At 63.6% G+C, this 22,131-nt stretch carries 21 protein-coding genes; 11 read left to right on the top strand and 10 right to left on the bottom strand.

Going from position 1 to position 22,131, the window contains the following annotated elements:
* Window positions 1-11: 11 nt before the first annotated feature.
* Window positions 12-1,943, bottom strand: a complete 1,932-nt coding sequence (locus J2T57_RS13250; protein ID WP_253479059.1) for an ATP-binding cassette domain-containing protein — start codon at window positions 1,941-1,943, stop codon at window positions 12-14.
* 115 nt (window positions 1,944-2,058) lie between these two features.
* Between J2T57_RS13250 and J2T57_RS13245 the strand changes: the two genes are divergently transcribed.
* The gene (locus tag J2T57_RS13245) at window positions 2,059-3,279 is read left to right on the top strand and encodes a cyclic di-GMP phosphodiesterase (protein WP_301289378.1); all 1,221 of its coding nucleotides are present in this window, start codon (window positions 2,059-2,061) and stop codon (window positions 3,277-3,279) included.
* On the opposite strand, the gene J2T57_RS13240 is transcribed toward J2T57_RS13245, so the two are convergent.
* Window positions 3,280-5,202: an ATP-binding cassette domain-containing protein gene (locus J2T57_RS13240; RefSeq protein WP_253479055.1), complete on the bottom strand. Its 1,923-nt coding sequence runs from the start codon at window positions 5,200-5,202 to the stop codon at window positions 3,280-3,282.
* Window positions 5,203-5,332: 130 nt separating this feature from the next.
* Here J2T57_RS13240 and J2T57_RS13235 point away from each other — a divergent pair, with 130 nt between their 5' ends.
* Both J2T57_RS13235 and J2T57_RS13230 read left to right on the top strand, forming a co-directional pair.
* Window positions 5,333-7,366: an oxidoreductase gene (locus tag J2T57_RS13235; protein ID WP_301289377.1), complete on the top strand. Its 2,034-nt coding sequence runs from the start codon at window positions 5,333-5,335 to the stop codon at window positions 7,364-7,366.
* 16 nt (window positions 7,367-7,382) lie between these two features.
* Complete coding sequence (locus J2T57_RS13230) at window positions 7,383-8,282, top strand: DMT family transporter (protein WP_253479053.1); 900 nt, start codon at window positions 7,383-7,385, stop codon at window positions 8,280-8,282.
* 71 nt (window positions 8,283-8,353) lie between these two features.
* Here the strand turns inward: J2T57_RS13230 and J2T57_RS13225 are convergent, their stop codons facing one another.
* Window positions 8,354-9,013: a hypothetical protein gene (locus J2T57_RS13225; protein WP_253479051.1), complete on the bottom strand. Its 660-nt coding sequence runs from the start codon at window positions 9,011-9,013 to the stop codon at window positions 8,354-8,356.
* Window positions 9,014-9,155: 142 nt separating this feature from the next.
* On the opposite strand from J2T57_RS13225, the gene recQ reads away from it, so the two are divergent.
* Complete coding sequence (gene recQ, locus J2T57_RS13220; protein WP_253479049.1) at window positions 9,156-10,985, top strand: DNA helicase RecQ; 1,830 nt, start codon at window positions 9,156-9,158, stop codon at window positions 10,983-10,985.
* 28 nt (window positions 10,986-11,013) lie between these two features.
* Here the strand turns inward: recQ and J2T57_RS13215 are convergent, their stop codons facing one another.
* Genes J2T57_RS13215 through J2T57_RS22440 form a run of 4 tightly spaced genes read right to left on the bottom strand, consistent with a single transcriptional unit; the run spans window position 11,014 to window position 14,490 of the window.
* Entirely contained in the window at window positions 11,014-11,631 is a 618-nt protein-coding gene (locus J2T57_RS13215; protein WP_253479047.1) for an ABC-type transport auxiliary lipoprotein family protein, read from the bottom strand.
* 3 nt (window positions 11,632-11,634) lie between these two features.
* Window positions 11,635-12,561 carry an MlaD family protein gene (locus tag J2T57_RS13210; protein ID WP_253479045.1) on the bottom strand — a complete coding sequence of 309 codons (927 nt, stop codon included), beginning with the start codon at window positions 12,559-12,561 and terminating at the stop codon, window positions 11,635-11,637.
* Between the two features lie 3 nt (window positions 12,562-12,564).
* Complete coding sequence (locus J2T57_RS13205) at window positions 12,565-13,353, bottom strand: ABC transporter ATP-binding protein (RefSeq protein ID WP_253479043.1); 789 nt, start codon at window positions 13,351-13,353, stop codon at window positions 12,565-12,567.
* Between the two features lie 3 nt (window positions 13,354-13,356).
* Window positions 13,357-14,490, bottom strand: coding sequence for an MlaE family ABC transporter permease (locus tag J2T57_RS22440; RefSeq protein ID WP_253479041.1), 1,134 nt, complete (start codon window positions 14,488-14,490; stop codon window positions 13,357-13,359).
* A 90-nt stretch (window positions 14,491-14,580) separates the two neighbouring features.
* Between J2T57_RS22440 and J2T57_RS13195 the strand changes: the two genes are divergently transcribed.
* The gene (locus J2T57_RS13195; RefSeq protein WP_253479040.1) at window positions 14,581-15,465 is read left to right on the top strand and encodes a PHP domain-containing protein; all 885 of its coding nucleotides are present in this window, start codon (window positions 14,581-14,583) and stop codon (window positions 15,463-15,465) included.
* Here J2T57_RS13195 and J2T57_RS13190 read toward each other — a convergent pair.
* Window positions 15,439-16,338, bottom strand: a complete 900-nt coding sequence (locus J2T57_RS13190) for a DMT family transporter (RefSeq protein WP_253479038.1) — start codon at window positions 16,336-16,338, stop codon at window positions 15,439-15,441. The genes J2T57_RS13195 and J2T57_RS13190 overlap by 27 nt on opposite strands.
* Before the next feature lie 176 nt (window positions 16,339-16,514).
* Here J2T57_RS13190 and J2T57_RS13185 point away from each other — a divergent pair, with 176 nt between their 5' ends.
* The 3 genes from J2T57_RS13185 to J2T57_RS13175 are packed head-to-tail and all read left to right on the top strand — an operon-like array spanning window position 16,515 to window position 17,853.
* A complete protein-coding gene (locus J2T57_RS13185) occupies window positions 16,515-16,937 on the top strand; it encodes a DUF2750 domain-containing protein (RefSeq protein WP_253479036.1) in 423 nt (140 codons plus the stop codon).
* Window positions 16,934-17,380, top strand: coding sequence for a PaaI family thioesterase (locus J2T57_RS13180; protein ID WP_253479034.1), 447 nt, complete (start codon window positions 16,934-16,936; stop codon window positions 17,378-17,380). The genes J2T57_RS13185 and J2T57_RS13180 overlap by 4 nt, the downstream gene beginning before the upstream one ends.
* Complete coding sequence (locus tag J2T57_RS13175; RefSeq protein ID WP_253479032.1) at window positions 17,377-17,853, top strand: PaaI family thioesterase; 477 nt, start codon at window positions 17,377-17,379, stop codon at window positions 17,851-17,853. The genes J2T57_RS13180 and J2T57_RS13175 overlap by 4 nt, the downstream gene beginning before the upstream one ends.
* Here the strand turns inward: J2T57_RS13175 and J2T57_RS13170 are convergent.
* The gene (locus J2T57_RS13170) at window positions 17,835-18,149 is read right to left on the bottom strand and encodes a hypothetical protein (RefSeq protein ID WP_253479030.1); all 315 of its coding nucleotides are present in this window, start codon (window positions 18,147-18,149) and stop codon (window positions 17,835-17,837) included. The two genes, J2T57_RS13175 and J2T57_RS13170, sit on opposite strands and share 19 nt — an antisense overlap.
* Window positions 18,150-18,250: 101 nt before the next feature.
* On the opposite strand from J2T57_RS13170, the gene ubiG reads away from it, so the two are divergent.
* Together ubiG and J2T57_RS13160 are read left to right on the top strand one after the other, a co-directional pair.
* Window positions 18,251-19,012 (top strand): bifunctional 2-polyprenyl-6-hydroxyphenol methylase/3-demethylubiquinol 3-O-methyltransferase UbiG, encoded by a 762-nt coding sequence (gene ubiG / locus J2T57_RS13165; RefSeq protein WP_253479028.1) that lies wholly within the window; start codon window positions 18,251-18,253, stop codon window positions 19,010-19,012.
* Entirely contained in the window at window positions 19,009-19,374 is a 366-nt protein-coding gene (locus J2T57_RS13160; protein ID WP_253479026.1) for a thiol-disulfide oxidoreductase DCC family protein, read from the top strand. Before ubiG ends, J2T57_RS13160 begins: the two co-directional genes overlap by 4 nt.
* A 37-nt stretch (window positions 19,375-19,411) precedes the next feature.
* Here the strand turns inward: J2T57_RS13160 and J2T57_RS13155 are convergent, their stop codons facing one another.
* A complete protein-coding gene (locus J2T57_RS13155) occupies window positions 19,412-20,785 on the bottom strand; it encodes a pyridoxal phosphate-dependent aminotransferase (RefSeq protein ID WP_253479024.1) in 1,374 nt (457 codons plus the stop codon).
* Between the two features lie 294 nt (window positions 20,786-21,079).
* On the opposite strand from J2T57_RS13155, the gene J2T57_RS13150 reads away from it, so the two are divergent.
* A complete protein-coding gene (locus J2T57_RS13150) occupies window positions 21,080-22,075 on the top strand; it encodes a TAXI family TRAP transporter solute-binding subunit (protein WP_436262703.1) in 996 nt (331 codons plus the stop codon).
* Window positions 22,076-22,131: the final 56 nt, after the last annotated feature.

Raw genomic sequence — 22,131 nt, 5'->3', positions numbered from 1 at the left:
GGGGCCTGCACTCAGGCCCGGTCTTCCAGTTCCGTCCAGCGCTCCAGAGCCTGCTCCAGCTCGGCTTCGATCTCGCTCAGTCGGGCGGTGGTCTCCGCGACCACATCGGCGGCATTACGGAAAAACGCAGGGTCTGCCAGTTGCTCGGCAAGAGTGGCCTGCTCCTGTTCCAGGGTTTCGATCTTTCCGGGCAGGTGTTGCAATTCGCGCTGCTCCCGATAATTGAGTTTTGCCCGCCGACGGGGTTGTGCCTCGGGTTTCGACGGTGAGTCGGGTTTGTCAGCCACCAGGTTGTGCATTGCACGGTCGTCGGCCGGCTTGCTCTTGCCTGCCGTCACGCCATGCTGGCTCTCATAGTCACGGTAGCCGCCAACGGTCTCGATGATCCGCCCGTCGCCCTTGAAGACCAGCGAGGACGTGACCACGTTGTCCAGGAACTCCCGGTCGTGACTGACCAGCAGAACCGTCCCCGGAAAGTCCACCAGCAGGGCTTCCAGCAGTTCCAGGGTTTCCAGGTCCAGGTCATTGGTTGGCTCGTCCAGAACCAGTAGATTGGCGGGCCGGGTGAACAGCCTGGCCAGCACCAGGCGGTTGCGTTCGCCGCCGGACAGGGCGCTGATCGGTCCGCGCGCCTGGGCCGGTGTGAACAGGAAATCCTGCAGATACGAGTAGATGTGCCGCTGCTCACCGTTGATGGTGACTGTTTCGGCGCCGCCGGAGACGTTTTCCGCCACGCTGTGGGAGTCGTTCAGGGTCTCCCGCAACTGATCGAAATAGGCCACATCGAGCTGCGTGCCGAGCCGCACGGTGCCCTCGTCCGGTTGCAGGCGTCCCAGCAGCATGTTGAGCAGCGTGCTCTTGCCGCTGCCGTTGGGGCCGATCAGGCCGATCTTGTCTCCGCGCAATATGGTGGTTGAAAAACCCTGCACCACCGCGCGGCCCCCGAAGGCCTTGCTGATGTTGCTGGCCTCCAGCACCAGCTTGCCGGAGCGCCCGCCATCCTGCAGGGCGAAGTCTGCCTTGCCCTGGACAGTGCGCCGCTGGGCGCGCTCCCGGCGCATGGCCTCGAGTGCCCGAACACGACCTTCGTTGCGGGTCCGCCGTGCCTTGATGCCCTGTCTGATCCAACGCTCTTCCTGGGCCAGTTTGCGGTCGAACTCGGCGTGTTGACGGTCCTCGGCCTCGAGTTCCTGGGCCCGGGTGCGAAGAAAACGCTCATAGTCACCGGGATAACTTGTCAGCCGGCCGCGGTCGAGGAGCAGTATCCGGCTTGCGACCCGGCGCAGGAACGCACGGTCGTGGGTGATCAGCAGCAGAGCGCCCGGGTAGTCGAGAATGATGTCTTCAAGCTGGGTAATACCGGCGATGTCGAGATGATTGGTGGGTTCATCGAGCAGCAACAGCTCGGGTTGTTGCACCAGGGCCTGAGCCAGCAGGACTCGGCGGCGCATGCCGCCGGACAGGGACTCATACAGCGCCGCCCCATCAAGGTTCAGGCGACTGAGCGTGGTCTCCACGCGCTGGTGCAGTTGCCAGCCCTCACTTGATTCCAGCGCCTGCTGAACCCGCTGCATCTCCTGGAGGTTTGCGTCGGAAGGGCTTTCGGCAACGGCCTCGGTGGCATGTCCATACTGTTGAAGCAGGGTGCCGGCTTCTCCCAGACCTGCCGCGACCACGTCGTGAATCCGTTCGCCCTGGCCATCGGGCATGGTCTGACCAAGGCGGGCCACGTGGGCGCCGTCGCGCAGGATCAACTGCCCATCCTCCGGCTGCAGTTCGCCACAGAGCACTTTCAGCAGGGTGGATTTGCCTGCTCCGTTGCGGCCCAGCAGCGCGATACGCTCCCCGGCCTCGATGGTGAACGACACCTTGTCGAGCACCGGTTCGGCACCAAATCCAACGGTCAGGTCACGGGCATTGAGCAGCAAAACGGCATCCTTCAATCAGAAAAAAGAGACCCAACGCACAAGTTGAGCCGACGATGGGGCGTAAACTGCGCACCAGAGTAGTGCGTTTACAGCACGACCCGGAACAGGCAGCACAGTATAGGGACTCCTCTTGGGGCTGATAAGAATACCCGTGGAGAATCTTCGCGTCGGCATGTATGTGGCCGAGCTGGACCGTGCCTGGACGGATACCCCGTTCATGTTTCAGGGTTTCACTGTTGACGGTCCCGAAACCCTTGCCGAGCTGAGGCGGCTGTGCCGCCATGTGTATGTTGACCAGACCCTGACGGCGACGACGGTATCAGAGGAACTCGTCGGGGACACGGTCACCGCCACCCCGGTGCAGACCCGCCAGCGTCGTCTGCGTCGGCATGTGCGAGATGGGCTCACCCGACGTGATGCAGCCCATGACTACCTGGGGCGGGTCATGACTGACATCCGCCTGGGTCGGAGCGTCGACGCCGAGGAGGCCCGCGAGCAGGTCACCGGTCTGGTGTCACTGGTGACCAGGGATGCCTCGGCCGCCCTGTGGCTGACGCAGCTCAAGAGTCGCGATGAATACACCTCCTTGCACTGCCTCAACGTCTGCGTACTCAGCATTGCCTTCTGCCGCGAGCTTGGCTACGGCCAGGAAGACCTGAAAACCATCGGGCTCGGGGCCTTGCTGCATGACATCGGCAAGGCGCGGACGCCGCTGGAGATTCTCAACAAGCCAGGCAAGCTGAGCCGTGACGAATTCGCCATCATGCAACGCCATCCGGAGGACGGTTACCGGATGATGCGGGCGGGCGGCAAGGTGCCGGCAGAGGCGCTGGATATCATTCGCCATCACCACGAACGTATCAGCGGCCACGGCTATCCCCAGGGCCGGCTCGGTGGTGAACTGGCGCAACCGGTTCTGGCAGTGGCCATCGCCGATGTCTACGACGCCATGACCAGCGACCGGGTCTATCGCCCGGGCATGGCCAGCGACCTTGCCTTACGCCTGATGTATCGGGAGGCCGAGCAGACTTTCGGCGTGGAACTGATGGAAGCCTTCATCCGCTGTGTCGGCATCTACCCGGTGGGCAGTCTGGTGGAGTTGCGTAACGGCGCGGTCGCTCTGGTGGTCTCGGTTGAACCGGATCGTCGGCTGATGCCGGATGTGCTGCTGCTTCGGGATGCCGAAGGCCAGGATCTGGCCGAACCGGAACGGGTGGACCTCGCCGACAGGACAGATGGCATGCCTGATTCTCCCTGGCACATTCGTGGCGTGGTGCGCGCCGAGCAGGCGGGAGTGGACAATCGCGCGCTGCTTCGCCAGGAAATCGCCCGGCTCGGCATTGCTGTCTGACTATCCGGCTCGCTCCGGCTCCCCTTCGGCCTCTTCCAGCCTTTGCAAGGCTTCCATCCAGGCCTCCTCGGCCTGTTCAAGTTGGCTCGTTGTCGTTGCCTGCTGCTGCAAGAGCTGTTGCAGATGATCGGCGGCGCCCGGGTCGTAAATCGCCGGGTCGGCCAGTTGCTGCTCCAATTCCGCGCTTTCCGCCTGCAGGCGCTCCACCAGGGTTTCATGTTTGCGCACTGATTGCCGCAAGGGCTGCAGTGCCTGTCGTCGCGCCGCCTCCAGTCGGCGCTGCTCCTTGCGTGCCACCGCCGAATTGCCGGACGCGCTTTCTTCATCTCGCTGCCCGGAGTTTGCGACTGTGCGCTCTCCGCTGGTCAGCCAGGCTGCGTAGTCGTCCAGGTCACCGTCAAACTCCGATACACGCCCACCGGACACCAGCAGCAGTCGATCCGTCGCGCTGCGAAGCAGATGCCGATCATGGGCAATCACTACCAGCGCCCCACTGTAATCCTGTAATGCCATGGCCAGGGCGTCGCGCATGTCCAGGTCCAGATGGTTGGTCGGCTCGTCCAGCAACAGCAGGTTGGGCCGCTGGTAGACCACCATGGCCAGGGCGAGCCGCGCCCGTTCGCCACCGGATAGCGGGGCGACGACGCTGGTTGCCATCTCCCCGGGGAAGCCGAAGCCACCGAGGAAGTCCCGGAGTTGCTGCTCCCTGGCCCTGGGGTCCAGGCGCTGCAGATGTAGCAGTGGCGTGGCCGCGCCGTCCAGTTGTTCCAGTTGATGCTGGGCGAAGTAGCCAATGCGCAGGTCCTGGGCGCAGGTGCGCTCACCGCCGCGGCCGGGCAGGTCTCCGGCAATGGTTCGCACCAGGGTGGACTTGCCGGCACCATTGCGCCCCAGCAGCCCGATACGGTCTCCCGGTGACAAGCTCAGGGCCACGCCATGCAGCACCGTCGCGTCGGCATATCCGCAATCGACGCCATCCAGATTGAGGAGGGGGTTGGGCAGCTTGGGCGGGTCCTGAAAGCGGAACCGGAACGCGGATGCCGTGTTCACCGGTGTGATCAGTTCCATGCGCTCCAGCGCCTTGATCCGGCTCTGAGCCTGCCGTGCCTTGGTTGCCTTGGCCCGGAAACGGTCGATGAAGCTGCGAATCCGGGTCAGCTCCTGCTGCTGTCGCTGGTAGGCGTCCTGTTGTTGCTCCAGTCGCGCCGCCCGCTGTGCTTCGAAGGCCGCGTAGTTACCGGTATAGACAGTCAGGCGGTCGTTCTCGATGTGGGCGATGCGGTTGGTGGCGCGGTCAAGAAAATCCCGGTCGTGGGAGATCAGCAGCAGACCTCCCTGGTAATTCTCCAGCCAGCGCTGCAGCCAAATGACCGCATCCAGGTCCAGGTGGTTGGTGGGTTCATCAAGCAGCAGGAGATCCGAGCGGCACATCAGCGCCCGGGCCAGGTTGAGCCGCATCCGCCAGCCGCCGGAATAGCTCGTCACCGGACGCCGTTCATCCCCGGGCACGAAGCCAAGCCCGTGAATGAGTTGCGCCGCCCGGGCTTCGGCGCCATAGCCGCCGATCGCCTCCAGCCGGCCGTGCAGCGTGGCGATCCGCTCCCCCTGTCCGGCCTGTTCCGCATCCAGCAGCGACGACTGGATGTCACGCAGTTCCTGATCGCCGTCCAGGACGTATTCGATCGCCGCGCGCGGGTCGGCGGGTGTCTCCTGGGCCACGTGGGCGATCACAGGATCGCCGATGAACTGGATGTCACCGGTGTCCACGTCCAGTTCGCCGAGAATGGCCGAAAACAGGCTGGACTTGCCGCAGCCATTGGCACCGACGAGACCGCAGCGCTCACCGGCGCGCAAGCTCAGGTTGGCGCCGCTGAACAACTGTTGGCGACCGCGTCGCAGCGCGAGATTCATGAGAGTCAGCATGGCGGCGAGTTTACTAATCTTTCTGCACGGTTTGCCATGTCCCTGCCTTCGTGCCTCCCGGATTAGTCACCATCTGGCCGGGTGTGTACAGTTGCGTGTGCCGCAGCCGACCAACAGACGGACGACCAAAATGACAACCATGGACTCCTATCCGCATCTGCTCGCGCCGCTGGATCTCGGCTTCCTGCAATTGCGCAATCGCGTGCTCATGGGCTCGATGCATACCGGCCTGGAGGATCGGCGTCGGGACTTCGAGAAACTTGCCGTTTTCTATGCGGAGCGAGCCCGGGGCGAGGCGGGATTGATTGTCACCGGCGGCATCGCGCCAAACCGGCGCGGCTGGCTGGCACCTTTCTCGGGCAAGTTGAGTAGCCGCTCGGAGGTCCATCGCCACCGTCTGCTCACCGATGCCGTCCATGACGAGGGCGGCAGGATCTGCATGCAGATCCTGCATGCCGGACGTTACGCCTACCACCCACTGGCTGTCGCGCCCTCGGCGGTACAATCGCCGATCACGCCGTTCCGGCCAAGGGCTCTCAGTGGTCGCGGGGTCCGGGCGCAGATCCGTGCCTACATCCGCTCCGCGGCGCTGGCACGGGAAGCGGGTTATGACGGCGTAGAGGTCATGGGCTCGGAAGGCTACCTCATCAATCAGTTTCTGGTGCCGCGCACCAACCAGCGCAAGGATCAGTGGGGCGGCAGTTTCGAGAACCGCATGCGCTTCCCGGTGGAGATCGTGCGCGGAATTCGGGAATCCGTGGGCCCGGATTTCATCATCATCTACCGCCTGTCCATGCTTGACCTGGTGGAAGAGGGCCACGAGTGGGAGGAGGTCGTCACCCTGGCGAAGGCCGTCGAGCAGGCCGGTGCAACACTGATCAACACCGGCATCGGCTGGCATGAGGCCCGTGTCCCGACGATCCAGACATCTGTTCCCCGTGCAGCCTTCACCTGGATCACGCGGCGGTTGCGGAGCGAGGTGAAGACACCGCTGATTGCTACCAACCGGATCAACATGCCGCAGATCGCCGAGCGCGTGCTGGCCGAAGGCGATGCCGACATGGTCTCCATGGCGCGGCCGTTCCTGGCCGATTCGGACTGGGTGCGCAAGTCGCGGGAAGGGCGCTCGGAGGAGATCAATACCTGTATCGCCTGCAACCAGGCCTGTCTGGATCATATCTTCGAGAAGCAGACCGCCACCTGCCTGGTCAATCCGCGAGCCTGCCATGAGACCGAACTCAACTTCCTGCCGGCACGGATTCCCAAGCGGGTGGCTGTGATTGGCGCTGGCCCCGCCGGGCTGGCCTGCGCAACGGTTCTGGCGGAGCGCGGCCATGAAGTCAGTCTGTTCGATGCCGCTGCCGAGATCGGTGGTCAGTTCAACATGGCAAAGCGCATTCCGGGGAAGGAGGAATTCAGCGAAACCCTGCGCTATTTCGGTGAGCGTATCCGCCAGACCGGGGTTGACCTGCGACTGGAGACCGAGGTTGGCGGCAGTGAACTGCTGGAAGAGGACTTCGAGGAATTCGTCATTGCCACAGGCGTATCTCCTCGGCTGCCGGAGATTCCCGGTTTGCCGCACCGAAAGGCGGTGTCCTATGTTGATGTGCTGCTGCGCGGAGCCCAGGTTGGTCAGCGGGTCGCTATCGTTGGCGCTGGCGGCATCGGCTTCGACGTCGCCGAATTCCTCACCCATGCCGGGCCTTCGCCGAGTCTCGACACCGCGCGCTTTCTTAGCGAGTGGGGTGTTGATCCCGAGTACCGTGCCCGGGGTGCGCTGGCAGAGGCGGCCCCGACCCCTTCGCCGCGGCAGGTTTACCTGCTGCAGCGCAAGGCGGAGAAGCCGGGGGCGCGATTGGGCAAGACCACCGGATGGATCCACCGGCTGACCCTGCGCAACAAGGGTGTCGAGATGCTTGCCGGCGTGCAGTACGAGTCCATTGACGACAGCGGACTGCATCTGCGCCTGGAGGACGGCAGCCAGCGCTTGCTCGACGTTGATACCGTGGTGCTTTGCGCCGGGCAGCTGTCGCGCCAGGAGCTGCTGCGCCCCCTGCGACGCTCTGGGCGGCCCGTGCACGTCATCGGCGGTGCCAGGATCGCGGCGGAACTGGACGCGAAGCGCGCAATTGACGAAGGCAGCCGCCTGGCTGCCGGGCTGTGACAACAGGACAGGCGTCGTGAATCAATCCACTCAGGGGCTGCTGCTGCGGGCCATGCCGGTGCTGTTCGTACTGCTCTGGAGTACCGGCTTCATCGGAGCAAAGTACGGCCTGCCCTACGCGGAGCCATGGACGTTTCTCGCAATCCGGTTTGTTGCGTCGGTGGCCGTGTTGCTGGTCATCGTCCGTCTGGTCGGCGCCGCATGGCCCCGGGATCTGCGCCTCTGGGGCCACGTTGCGGTGACCGGCGTTCTGGTTCACGCCATCTATCTGGGCGGTGTTTTCTACAGCATCTATCGCGGTATGCCTGCGGGCGTGGCGGCCCTGATCGTGGGCCTGCAGCCATTGGTCACGGCATTGCTTGCCCGGCCCTGGTTGGGCGAGCGCATAGCCGCCGTGCAGTGGCTGGGAATCGGGCTCGGCCTGATCGGCATCGTGCTTGTGCTTGGCGACAAGATTGATACCTCTGCCGATGCCCTGTTCGCGGGTTTCGGCCCGGAAGCGATCCTGCTGGCGCTGGTGGCCCTGTTGGCCATTTCCGTTGGCACCATCTATCAGAAACGTCATTGCTCCGGCATTGATCTGCTCACCGGAACCTGCATCCAGTTCGTCGCCGCGGCCGCCGTGACGACTGTCGCTGCCTTTCTGTTCGAGACCAGGGAAGTGCAGTGGGTGCCGCAGTTCGTGTTCGCCCTGACCTGGCTGGTGCTTGGCCTTTCGGTGGCGGCAATCCTGTTATTGATGGCAATGATTCGCCGCGGCGAGGCGTCCCGCGTTGCCAGCCTGTTTTATCTGGTGCCGCCCGTGACGGCGGTGGAGGCGTGGATCCTGTTTGGCGAGCGCCTCGGGCTGGTGGCCATCGTGGGCATTGGCCTCGCGGTGCTGGGGGTCGCTCTCGCCGCCCGATACCGGGCCTAGTGTCCTGAAACAGAAGTTCGCTGCATTTCTGCGCCCCGAAGGCGCGGCTTGGCAAGGCGGCGCTCGCAGTGCTAGCGCCAGCGTTCCACCGCCGTCTGGGCGTTGGCATTGAGGGGGCGGGCCACCAGTCCGGCCTGGGTCACGGTGACCTGAAAGCGGGCCTCGTCACTCATGGGCAGGTAGGCGGCGTTGCCGTAGACGGAATCCAGCCAGGGCATCCAGCGCTGATGTTCGCGGGCCACGCGCCAGAGGTCGATGCCCACACCTTCGGAAAGATCATAGACACTGCGATTCAGGCTGCGCTCGGAGTCCACGTCGCGATAGCGCCCGCTGAGGCGTTCCAGCCGATAGTAGCTGTCCAGCCCACTGATAATGGCTGGCCCCGTCCACTTGAGGATGCGCGCGTCCAGTTGCCACTCATCCCCGCTGATGTCGAAGCGCTGCACGTCGGCGCTGCCCTCGTGGTAGACCAGCGCCGTGTACTGCCGTGGCTGGTTTTCCACGAAGCGGATCTCCATCACGGGTCGTTCATGGGTGAGTCGGTCGTAGCTGTGCAGATTCGCCGCCGCGCCGACGCCCGCCACGCCCACTGCAGCAAGCGCCGCACCGATAGTGCAATGCCCGCAACCGGCAACGATGCGCAGGCGGTAAAGCCGCACGACACCCAACACCAGCAGCCCAGCGCCGCCGGCAGCGACCAGGGCCGCAATCCAGGTGAGGTTGATTCCCATGATGTCGGATTGTCCTCGGCGTTAAGGATGACTGAATCAATAATGCAACAGGGGCTTATGGGAGTAAACGCATGTGAAGTATCAGCTTAGGGGTAGTCGTGACCCCGTCGTCGACGATTCGCGTCTGATACCATTTGCCGCCATGGATGCCATCAGCCAGCCATCGCCGACACAAGTGCTCCGGGACGTTTTCGGTTTCGCGTCATTCCGTCCCTTGCAGGGAGAGGTGATTCACCACGTCAGCGACGGCGGCGACGCCCTGGTCCTGATGCCCACCGGCGGCGGCAAGTCGTTATGTTTTCAGGTTCCTGCCCTGGTGCGCGCTGGTACCGCCATTGTCGTCTCGCCGCTTATCGCCCTCATGCAGGATCAGGTGCAGGCCCTGGTGCAATCGGGAGTGCAGGCAGCCTGCCTGAATTCTGCGCTGACCGCGGAGGAGAGCCGCGCCGTGGAACAGGCGTTGCTGCGCGGTGAGCTTGATCTGCTCTACTGCGCACCAGAACGTTTGCTGACCCCGCGCATGCAGTCCCTGCTCGAGCGCGCGCAGATCTCCCTGTTTGCGATTGATGAAGCCCATTGCGTCTCTCAGTGGGGGCATGACTTCCGGCCGGAATACCTGCAACTCTCCATGCTCCATGAGCGCTTTCCGGCGGTGCCCCGGATTGCCCTGACCGCCACGGCGGATGACCGCACCCGGGAGGAGATTGCCGCCCGGCTCGGGCTCGCGGATGCGCGGCGGTTTATCGGCAGTTTTGATCGGCCCAACATCCGCTACACGGTGACCCCCAAGAATAACGCGCGGCAGCAGCTGGAGCAGTTCCTGCGGCGGGAGCATCCGGGGGATGCCGGCATCGTCTACTGCCTGTCACGCCGGCGGGTGGATGAGACCGCGGAGTGGTTGCGGGAGCGCGGATGGAATGCCTTGCCCTATCACGCCGGCTTGTCGGCGGAGCAGCGCCAGACCAATCAGCAGCGATTCATCAGCGATGACGGCGTCATCATGGTGGCGACCATTGCCTTCGGCATGGGAATCGACAAGCCGGATGTGCGTTTCGTGGCGCACCTGGACTTGCCACGCAGCCTGGAGGCCTATTACCAGGAAACGGGCCGGGCAGGGCGTGACGGTTTGCCTGCCAGCGCATGGATGGTCTATGGCCACCAGGACGTGGCCATGCTGCGCCAGTTGCTGGAAGAGTCGGCCGCTTCAGACGAGCGCAAACGCGTCGAGAGGCAAAAGCTCGAAGCGATGCTCGCCTTCTGCGAAGGCACGGTTTGCCGGCGGCAGCGGCTGTTGGCCTATTTTGACGAGACCCTGCCCGAACCCTGCGGCAACTGTGATACCTGCCTCTGGCCACCGACCACCTGGGATGCCACCGAGGCGGCGCGCATGGCGCTTTCCTGCGTGTACCGGACCGGGCAGCGCTTCGGCGTGGCGCACCTGGTGGACGTGTTGACCGGCAAGGACAGTGACCGGATCAAGCGTTTCGGCCACGACCAGCAGAGCACCTGGGGCATCGGCAGCGCCCACTCCGCCAAGGTCTGGCGTTCCGTGTTCCGGCAGTTGCTGGCCTTCGGCTATCTCACTGTCGATGCCGATGGCTATGGGAGTCTGCGCTTGTCGGAGCGTTGTCGCGGGTTGTTGCGCGGTGATGAGACGCTGACGCTGCGGCGCGACCCCGAAGGCCGGAGCAAGCGGAGCGGCACGCTGGGGCGACGCTTCATCGACGAGAAGAGCGAACGGCTCTGGGATGCACTGCGAGCCTGCCGTCGCCGTCTGGCGGATGAGCAGGGTGTGCCTCCGTACATGATCTTCCACGACAGCACGCTGCAGGCGATGGCGGAACAGCGTCCGGCGACGATGGCGGAATTTGCCGCCCTGCCCGGCGTTGGAGAGACCAAGCGGGCACGTTATGCCGAGGCATTCATCGCGGCGCTGGCCGATCCGGATTCGGAGCTTTCCGGCGTCACCTGAGCCGTGTAACGGACGGCGAACGGCCGGGTCATTCGGCGTCGGCCAGCGCCTGAACGATCACGGTGCGAATTCGCTCGATGGCCTCATCCAGGGCGCGATTGCCGGCCTCGACCCCGGCACCGGGCCCGGAGGCTGTCATTGGCTCCCGCAGACTGATCACCCGGGATGCGAGAACGCTGCGCTGGTCCTGATCCAGCACTTGCACACGCAGTCGCAGAACGGCGTGGGGGGTGTTGCCACGATAGTCATGCTCCAGGGCGAGCAGTTCCGTCTCCAACCGATACCGGGCTGAGAGTTGTGTGGGCGCCCGCAGTATCACGTCGGCGGTTCCGGCTGCTTCCAGCCCGTCGATCAGGGCAGTCTGCAGTTGCCGTGTCGGCCGGTCTATCCACCGGCTGCGGGCATAGTAACGCGGTTCGTAATCGGCTTCGCGATAGAGCATCGCGGTGGTATCCAGGTTGGCCTCGGCGCGCACCCGGGCGACGATCAGCCCGCCGGCTGCCGCAGGGCTGTTGGCTGCGGGCGGGTTATTCATGCGAAGTTCCCAGAAGGTCGATGCCTCTTCCGGGGTGTTGAGTGCCATGCAGCCGCCCAGCAACAGGGCGGCGCAGAGGCTCGTCAGATACCGTAGTGCATTGCCCGGCATGGGTTACTCCTCTCCAGGTCCGGGTTCCCGGCGGGGCCGTCCGAAGATCAGCAGGTTGGGATTCTCCGCCAATTCGTTGGCCAGCCGGCTCATCCCGCTGGTGAGATCCTCGATTTCCCGCATCAGTTCATTGAGCTGGGGCAGGGTGGCGCGTCCCAGTTCATCGAGGCTACGGGCGCCTTCACGGCTTGCGATGGCAACCTCATTGCCGGCAACACCCAGGTCTTGTGCCAGCGTCTGGAAGGACAGTAGCGTGTCGTCTACCCGGGCCAGCGTCTCCGGCAGCCGGGTGCCCAGTTCCCCGGTGTCGTCCAGCAGCTTGTTGGCACCTTCCAGCACACCGTCCAGGCGTCGCGTGGTGGTGGTCAGTTCCGTGGTGAGCTCATCCACGTTGCCGAGAATATTGCCGAAGGCGGTCAGGTTGTCCTCGCTGAGCACGGCGCGGATGGATTCCTCAATGCTTTCCAGGGTGCGCAGGCCCTGGGTCAGTGCATCATCCAGTCGGCTGATCAGCGACGGCGCGGTGCCGATCACGGGATAGGGTTCGCCATCGGGCTGTGGAGGAGGCGCCGCATCCACGGTGCCGCCGGTGAGCTCCATGAGACTGATGCCGGTCAGTCCCTGGCTGGTGATCTGGGCCAGGGTGTCCTCGCGCAACGGGGTGCCGGGGCGGATATCCACCAGTATGTGGACTTGCTCCGGGTCATCGTCGTAGAGCCGAACGTCGCGAATCCTGCCCACGGTGACGCCGCGATAGGTAACGGGGGAGTTCCTGTTCAGGCCGCTGACCGACTCACGGGAATAGACGGAATAGGTCTCATAGTCGTACGTGGTGAAGTCGGCAGTGAGCCAGATGGCCCCGGCTGCAAGGGTTGCGCCCAGCACCAGCACGAACAATCCCACCAACGTGTAGCTGACTTTCGTCTCCATGGGTCAGTCTCCCTGGACGCTCTCGTCGTTTTCCGGTCGTCCGCCCTGGCGCGGTCCCTGGAAATAGGCTCTGATCTCGGTCTCGTCGGAGCGGCTGATGTCCGCAATGCTTGCCGCCATGAGAACACGTTTGCGGGCCAGAAACGCCACCCGGTCTGAAATGCGCCACAGTGAATCCAGATCATGGGTGACCAATACGACTGTGAGTCCGAGAAGATCACGCAGTTCCAGAATCCGATCGTCGAATGCCGCTGCCGTGACAGGGTCAAGCCCGGCGGTGGGTTCGTCAAGAAACAGCAATGCCGGGTCCAGTGCAAGTGCCCGGGCCAATGCGGCGCGTTTTACCATGCCACCGCTGAGTTCAGCCGGTTTCTTGTGGCAGCCATCCTGCGGAAAACCCGCCAGGCTTAGCTTGATCATTGCCAGTTCCGCCCGACTGCTGCGGTCCAGCCGGGTATGCTCCTTGAGTGGAAACTCCACGTTCTCCAGTACCGACATGCCGGTGAACAGGGCGCCCTGCTGAAACATGATCCCGATATCAGCACGAAAATCCCGCAGGCGCTCGCCCCTGAGTTTGCGGTGATCCTCCCCGAACAGGCGAATCGAGCCTTTGGTCGGCTCCATTAGCAGGCTCAATTCCCGCAGCAGCACGGTCTTGCCCGAGCCGCTGCCGCCGACGATAGCCAGCACCTCACGCTCTGTCACGTCCAGGTCCAGGGCATCATGGATGGTCTGGCCGCCCAGCACCGTGCCCAGACCGCGCACTTCGATGACCGCTTTACGTGTGGCCATGACTCAGATTCCCACCTGGGTGAAGATCACCGCGAAGATGGCGTCGAGTACAATGACGAGGAAAATGCCCTGGACCACGCTGCGGGTCGTCGCATGGCCGACGCTGGCGGTGCCGCCGCGGGCAGCAAAACCCTGGTAGCAGGCAATCAGGGCGATGGTGGCGGCGAATATCGGGGCCTTGATGATCCCCACCCAGAGGTTGCTGCTCGCGACCTGCTCCGGGACCCGTTGCAAGAAGTCCGCGGCCGGGATATCGAAGAAGGTGGTGGCCACCACCAGGCCGCCGAGCAGACCCATGGCATTGGCAAGGATTGTCAGCAGGGGGAGGACCAGAACCAGGCCAATCACCTTTGGCAGCACCAGCATCTCGTAGGGGCCGACACCCAGGCTGCGCAGGGCGTCGATTTCCTCGGTGATGCGCATGGTCGCGATCTGCGCGGTGTAGGAGGACCCGGTGCGCCCTGCAACGATGATCGCGGTCATCAGTGGGCCCATCTCCCGGAGTATCGTGATTGCCACCAACTCCACCATGAAGATGGTCGCGCCGAAATCTTCCAGCGGTGTACCGCCCTGGTAGGCAATAACCACACCGGTGAGAAAGGACAGTAACGCGAGAATCGGAACGGCGCGGGCGCCGGCGAGTTCCATTTCCGCGATGATCTGCTTCCACCGCAGCCGGTGAGGCATCAGCAGGGAAGGCAGGCTGCGGGCGGCCACGTCTCCCACAAAGCTCAGAAAGCCCAGCAACAGCCGGAGTTCGTGGACCGTGACTTCGCCCACGGTGGCGATGAAGTTGAGGGTTCGCGATTGTTCGGGCGGCGGTTTCGCATGTCGTGCAGCCAGCGCCATGAGCTGTTTGTGGCGCTCCGGCACCAGGCTGGTATCAACAGTGGCACCGCCGCGCTCAAGCTCCGCGAGAATGCGGTTCAGATAATAGCCGCCCGCCGTGTCCATGAGCCCCACGCCGCTGGTATCCAGGCTGATACGTTCGGCGCCGGCACGCAGACGCCGCAGCCGGGTGCGCAGGGGAAACAGACGCAGCGAGGTCCAGGCGCCGGTGCAGACAAGCTGCCCATCCCTCAGTTGGAGGTTGGCCCTGGCCTGGTTGGGAGAGGTGGTTGTTTCGTCTTCCTGCACAGACTCTGTTCCGCGTTCCTTTTTTCGGGTGACACCGCCCCAGGGCGCAAGACGTTATCATAGACAACCCTGTATGGAGTGCGAGTTGCCATGTCTGTTGCATCCAGCATTGATCTGCACGCCCATTCAACCGCTTCCGATGGACGCCTGCCCCCGGCTGAACTGGTTGAGCGGGCGGCCGGAGCCGGTGTTCGCGTTCTGGCTCTGACCGATCATGACACGCTGAGCGGTCTGCCCGAGGCGTTGACTGCGGCTGGGCCGTTGGGGATGCAGCTTGTTGCCGGTGTCGAGATCTCCACCCTGTGGGAGCGGCGCGAGATCCACGTGGTGGGGCTCGGTGTTGATCCGGCCGATGCCCGCCTGACAGACGGCCTGGACTGGAATCAGCAGTTGCGCCGGCAGCGCTTCGCCCAGATGGTGGAGAGGCTGGAGCAGAAGGGCGGCATCACCGGCCTTGGCGGCGTCATGGAAGAGGAGGTCGCGGGTCAGCCCGGACGCCTGCATCTGGCACGTCACCTGGTGGAGCACGGCTGGGCCCGGACCGTGCAGCAGGCCTTCGACCGCTATCTGCGTCGCGGGCGCGCCGGTTATGTGCGAGCCGAGTGGATGTCGCTGGAGTCGGCGGTATCCCTGATTCGTGCTGCTGGCGGCATCGCGGTGCTCGCCCACCCCCTCGCCTACAAGCTCACCGGCGCGTGGATGCAGCGCCTGCTAACCGCCTTCACCCAGGCGGGTGGTCAGGGCCTTGAGGTGGTGGTTGGCACTGCAGACCGTCGTCGCGTCGACCAGTCGCTGGGGTACGCCCTGCGACACGGTTTGCTGGGCTCGGTGGGCTCGGATTTCCACGGTCCCAACCCCGCCGGCATCGAACCGGGGCGACTACTGCCTTTGCCTGCCGCAGTCGCACCTGTCTGGGCAGAGCTGAGCGATTGCCATGGCCGGCCCGTATCAGCGGCGGTGGACCCAGGTCGATAAGTACAGACCGATCAGGATCAGCAGCGCACCGATGCCATGAAATATCTCGAGATGTTCACCGAGAAAGGCGATGGACAGTGCCGCGCCGAACACTGGCAACAGGTAAATGAACATGGACGCGCGGGCCGGCCCGAGGATCGATACGCCATAGTTCCAGCCCAGGTAGGCACCCAGGGATGGAAAAACACCCACGTACATGAGTGCCAGGACGAGGCTGCGGTCGAGTACGAAACCCTGCCGGAGAATCAGCCATTCAATCGTGTAGAAGGTCAGCGCCACAGGCAAGGCCAGTGCCACGATTGCGGTCAGCAGGACGACAGGATGCAGCCGGATTCCGAAGCGCTGCAGCAAGACGGAGTAGAGCCCCCAGCTCGTCACCGCAAGCAGCATGAGCAGGTCGCCGGCGCGGAATTGCAGCTCAAGCAGGGTGGATGGCCTGCCCTCGCTGATGATGACCAGTAGACCGGGTATCGCGATGGCCAACCCCAGCGTTTGGCTGCGGCTCAAGCTGGTGCCAAGTATCAGGAAACTGATGGCACCGATGACGATAGGCATGGTTGCGCCGACCAGGGTGATGTTCACCGCCGTTGTGGTGTGCGCCGCAAGATAGAGAATCGTGTTGAACATGCCGGCACTGAGAAATGCCAGCACAAACAATTTGCCGACATTGTTGCGCAGGGTGGGTGCGGCCTCTCGCAGGTGGGGCAGGGCGAAGGGCAGTATGACCAGGAACGCGATGACCCAGCGCCAGAACGATAGCGCCATGGGCGGAATCAGGTCGATGACGCCCCGGCCCACAACCGCATTGCCGGCCCAGAACAGGGCGGCCATGACCAGGGCCAGGGGCGCGAGAATTGTCAGTTGCCGCTGCACGGAGTACCCCGGAGGATTCGAAACCGTGCGCATTGCACCACAACAGGCGGGGAAAGTCTGCAATCGGACTAATTCCGCGGGTGCCCGGACGGCCACGATCAAGGCGTCGCAACCGCTTTCGTATCGGCCATGGTTGCGCGTACAGTAGCGCCCATTCGCAAGCCGGAGAGACCATCATGGACATGACTGATTTCTCGTCGCTGGATCCAGCCATGCAGGGTTTCCTGCAGGAGGCGGTGGAGAACGGAACCGTCTATGCGCTGCAGGACGATGAGGGCTGGGCCTTGACCGAATCCACTGAGGATCCCGATGTCATGGTGCTACCGCTCTGGTCCAGTGTTGAAGGCGCGGACGCCGCGGCAACCGGTGAGTGGAGTATCTATTCGTCCACGGCAATCGCGCTGGACGAATTGCTGGAGGACTGGCTACCAGGGCTTCAGCAGGATGGCCTGCGCGTTGGCGTGAACTGGGATGCCGCCCTGGACGGTGTCGAGCTGCCGCCCCTGGAACTCCAGGCAGACCTGGAAGCCGTCATTGTTGCTGCCGACGAATCCGGTCTCTGGGATGACGACGATGAATCCGATGGGGCGTCTCCATGACCGACGATGCCAGCGCCTTGCAGTGGGAGGTGGCGCGGCATTTCTTCTCCCTGCTGCCCCACGGCCGTCGGCTGGGCATCGAACTGGATCAGGTGGGGGCGAGTAGTCTGTCGACCCGTCTTGCCTATCGCGACGAACTGGTGGGTAATCCCGGCACGGGAGTCATCCACGGTGGTGTGATCACCACCGCTATCGACCAGACCAGTGGTGCCGCCGCCATTATTGCCATTGATCCGCCCGAGGCGGTGGCCACCCTTGATCTGCGCATCGATCATCTGCGAACCGCCCAGCCAGGTCGAACGCTGCATTGCGAGGCGATCTGCTACAAGGTGACCCGCAGCGTTGCTTTCGTGCGCTGTGTGGCCCATGACGGCGATGACGACAACCCGGTTGCGGTCAGCATGAGTAGCTTCATGCGGCTGGGGCAGGCGATATCGGCATGATGGACGTGCTTGAAATCGTGGCGGATGCGCGACGTCGCGGCGACCATGCGGCGGTCATGGGCCTGTTTCCCTACGGCGAGTTTCTCGGGATCGATTTTCGCGAGCAGGACGAGGAGCTGATCTTCCGTCTGCGCTACAGCCACGACAATATCGGCAACCCACGGTTACCCGCCCTGCATGGTGGTGTTATTGGTGCCTTCGCCGAGCACGCCGCCATCGTCCACATGCTGTGGACGTTCGAGACAGCCGTGGTTCCGAGAATCATCGATTTCTCCATCGACTATCTGCGTCCTGGCAGGCCTGAACACGTGTACGCGGCTTGTACCGTATTGCGCCAGGGCCAGCGGGTGGTCAATGCGGCGGTGGAGTGCTGGCAGGGGGCGGAGTCACGGACAGTGGTGGCGACGGCGCGAGGCCACTTCCTGCTGAGTCGCCAGTCCACGGTTGCCGACGGTCAGTCGTCACGTTCCTGACGGGCCTTCTCGGCCTTCAGCCAGAGTATGCAGGCCGCTGGCACATGCACCACGGCCGCCGAGGCCAGAAAGACCAGGAAGAAGTTCAGCCCGGGGCTGGTCAGCCCGACTACACGAGCCGTGATCCAGCCGAAAGCCACTGCTGTCGCTCCAAGGATGATGCGCGTGTTGCGCAGGGCACGACCCGGTGGGACACGACGCGCCAACTCCCGATGCACGTAATAGGCGGCGGCGCCGAACAGGCCAATCAGGGCGAGCAGAACCAGGTTGGGGGCGAGGGTTGCACTTGTTTCCATGGCGGGCATTGTGCCCTTGCGAGATCGCTCTCGCCACCCCGAAGGAACGCCGCACGGAAGCGCTTGTCCGAGTTCGTACGAGTTCTGTTTGCGGAGTCATCATGCGCCAGGAATCAGTGAATGACGCCACCGTTGACCCGGCCGAGGTCGACCGTTATCGCCGGCTGGCCGACATGTGGTGGCAGGAGGACGGCAAGCTCTGGCCGCTGCACGTTCTGAACCAACTGCGTACGACATGGATTCGCGATCAACTCTGCCGCGCCCTTGACCAGGATGCCACCGCCGAGCAGCCCCTGCAGGGGCTGCGGGTGCTGGATATCGGCTGCGGCGGCGGGTTGCTCAGTGAGTCCATGGCGAGAATGGGTGCCACCGTCCATGGGGTTGACGTGGTCGACACCAACATCATGGTGGCGCAGGGTCATGCAAGGGAGCAGGGGCTTTCCATCGATTATCAGGTGGCCACCGCCGAGGCGCTGGCCACGCGGAGCGAACAGTATGACGTCGTGCTCAATATGGAGGTGGTCGAGCACGTGGCGGATCTGTCCGCATTCATGCAAGCGGTAAACGCGTTGGTGCGCCCCGGCGGGTATACCTTCGTCGCCACCATTAATCGCAACATGATCTCGTTCGTGGTCGCGATTGTCGGTGCGGAATACCTGTTCCGCCTGCTGCCCAGGGGCACCCACCAGTGGCGACGTTTTCCGACGCCGGCCGAACTCACCGCGCTGCTGCAAGAGGGCAGGCTTGCGGTTGTCGAGCGCACCGGCGTCAAGGTCAACCCGCTGAACCGCCGCATGTGGTTGTCGCCATCCCTCAGCGTCAACTACATGCTGATGGCGCGGCGCGAGGAGAAGGCAAAATGAGTACGCCAAGACGCCCCGTGGTCTTTTATGACGGTGGATGCCCCATCTGCCGGCGGGAGATCGCCCACTATCGACGGCTGGATCGGAATGATGCCATCGACTGGCGTGACATTGTTGCCGAGCCCGAGGCTCTGGATGGGACCGGCGTGGACTGGGACACTGCCATGCGGCGTTTCCATGCGCTGGATGAGCAGGGCCGTCTGCGCAGCGGCGTCGACGGCTTCGCCATGGTCTGGGCTCAGCTGCCTTACTGGCGCTGGCTGGCACGCGTGGTGCGTGGTCTGGGCCTGTTGCGGCCCCTTGAGGCGCTGTATCGCTGGTATGCGCCACGGCGATACGCGCGTCGTTGTCCCATCGACTAGTCGGGCTAATGGGGCTGCCAACGTCTGTTAAGGGACCTCAGCCGTTGGCGTTTACCCACTCGACAAGGCGATCAATTCCGTCAGTCACATTGGGGCAGTAGGTCTGCAGAAATGCGAGGTCGAGTTCCTGCTGGAATTCGGGTTCCTCAGCCGCAGCCAGCGCTCTTGCTCCGTCAAAATCCACATAGGCCATACGGACTGACAGCTCGGTTTCCGGCCGCCCGAATGCACTGCCTGGCAGCATGGCAACACCGGTGTCCTCCAGAATGCGGTCGCAGAGATCGGCGCTGGTGCGAATGCCCTTGGTGGCGAAGGCTTCGCGATGGCGGCTGAAATCCGGGAACAGGTAGAAGCCGCCCTTGGGTTTGGGCATGCCGCAGCCGGCCTTGCTGGTGAGTTGTTGCCAGCAGTGGTTGCCCAGAGCGCGCAGTATGCGCCGCGACTGATTGAGGTAGCGCTCGATCTCGAGCCCGCCGGAGAATCCACGGACTGCCGCATACTGGATTGGTGCCGCCGTGGAGGTAAAGGTCTCGCTGGCCACCACCGCCATGGCATCAAGCAGCCAGCGCAGTCCACGCGGGAAGGCGAAGGTGCCGAGCCGCCAGCCCCCGGCGCCGCACCATTTGCTGAGCCCGCCGCTGATGATGGTGCCCTCGGGATAGAAGCGCGCCGCAGACACATGCTGGCCCCGGTGGTGGACCCCGCCGTAAATCTCATCCGAGAGCAGTACCACCTTGTAGCGCCGCGCCACGGCCGCAAGCGCCTTCAGTTCGTCGGCGGTGTAGGTGTCGCCAGTGGGATTGTTGGGATAGTTCAGGATCAGGATCCGCGGTCGGGTGGGATCCTTCTTGCAGAGCTTCTCCAATTCTTCGGGCAGCAGTCGCCAGTCGTTCTCGGCGCGGGTATCCAGCCAGCGGATCTGACGGCCGATGATATGTGCCTGGGGCGCATAGGACACCCAGCTCGGCGTGGGGATGACCAGATCGCCGTAGTAGACGAGTTGCAGGATGAACATCAGTTCCTTCGACCCGGGGCCGATCAGCACATCGTCGGCGTTGACCTCGATCCCCTGGGTGCGGCGGTGATAATCGGCCACCGCCTCTCGCAGTGTTCGCAGCCCCTTGACCGGCAGGTAGTCCTTCTGGTGAGCATTGCTCTTGAGCTCGTTCTCAACCGGCTCGGGGACGGGGAAGGGCGACTGGCCCAGGCCAAAACGGAATACGTGGCGGCCCGAGGCGGCAAGTTCCGCGCTGCGCTCGTTGATGGCCAGAGTGGCGGACTGGCCCAGGCCCCGCACATTCAAATTCAGATGGATATCAGGCGACTGCCCGCGGCGTCCGGTGCTGGTCCTGTCGTTCACGATACTCTCCATGGGTTTGTTCTTCGGCGTGCTGTCGTGTCGCGGTGACATGAAAGCTTGTACATTTTTCTGTCTGTGGATATTACTAGTAGGGCGATTGCAGGGTGCGGCTGTTGTGTAACGCCCTCTGCAGTAGGGTAGACGATGCCCCCGCAGCAGGCACGTCTCGCAAGGCGGTGGCGTGGGGGACGCCGTTGGATCAACGATCTGCCGAACCGGGCAAACGACGGTAGCGTTGTCGGCAATCGCATATATAGTGTCAGTAAGGGTGGCGTAGCAGTCCCGCTGCTGCCATCAGAAGTGCCAACACATGGAATAAACCAAAAGAGATCTAGGAGGTTCACCTTGGCAACGCGAATTGGACGTTTTGGAGTGCATGGTCTGGCCGCCGGCCTGCTGGTCGCGGCCTCTACGCTGGCCGCCTCACCCAGCGCCGAAGCGCAGCAGCGTTTTACGACGATCGGTACAGGTGGCGTGACCGGCGTTTACTACCCGACCGGCGGAGCAATCTGCCGTTTGCTGAACCAGGGCCGTAGCGAGCACGGTATTCGCTGCTCAGCGGAGTCCACCGCCGGTTCCATCTTCAACCTGAACTCCCTGCGGGAGGGTGAGCTCGAGTTCGGTGTCGTGCAATCCGACTGGCAGTACCACTCGTACAATGGTTCGGATCAGTTCGAGGATCAGGGTGCCCACGAGGAACTGCGGGCGGTCTTCTCCCTGCATCCCGAGCCCTTCACCGTCGTGGCGCATCCCGACGCCGGCGTGACGGACTTCGAACAGATTCGCGGCAAGCGGGTGAATATCGGCAACCCGGGTTCCGGTCAGCGCGGCACCGTCGAGCGTCTGATGGACGAGTACGGCTGGTCGACAAGTGATTTCTCCCTGGCTTCGGAATTGCCGTCCCGGGAACAGGCTGCGGCACTGTGTGACGGTCGTATCGACATCATTCTGTTCACGGTGGGTCATCCATCCGGCTCCATCCAGGAGCCCATAGCGACCTGTAATGCGCGCCTGGTGAACGTCACGGGCGAGGTCGTGGACAACCTGGTGGAAGAGAACCCGTATTACTTCCACGCGACGTTGCCGGCGGGCATGTACCCGAACCATGACGAGGACATCCGCACCTTCGGTGTCGGTGCTACCCTGGTGACGTCGGCCGATGTAGACGATGACGTGGTCTATCACCTGGTTCGCGCCGTCTTCGAGAACTTCGAGACCTTCCAGGGTCTGCATCCGGCATTCTCCGTGCTCGACAAGGAAGAAATGGTCAGCGCCGGTCTGTCCGCACCGCTGCACCCGGGCGCCGAGCGTTACTACCGTGAGGCTGGCCTGATCGACTAAGGCCGGTTGGTATGTAGAGAGCCATCGCACGGCGGCCGCTGGCCGCCGTGTTTTTT

Origin of the sequence: Natronocella acetinitrilica, assembly GCF_024170285.1 — a bacterium.
Lineage (GTDB): Bacteria > Pseudomonadota > Gammaproteobacteria > Nitrococcales > Aquisalimonadaceae > Natronocella > Natronocella acetinitrilica.
This window is presented reverse-complemented; position numbering and strand designations above follow the sequence as displayed.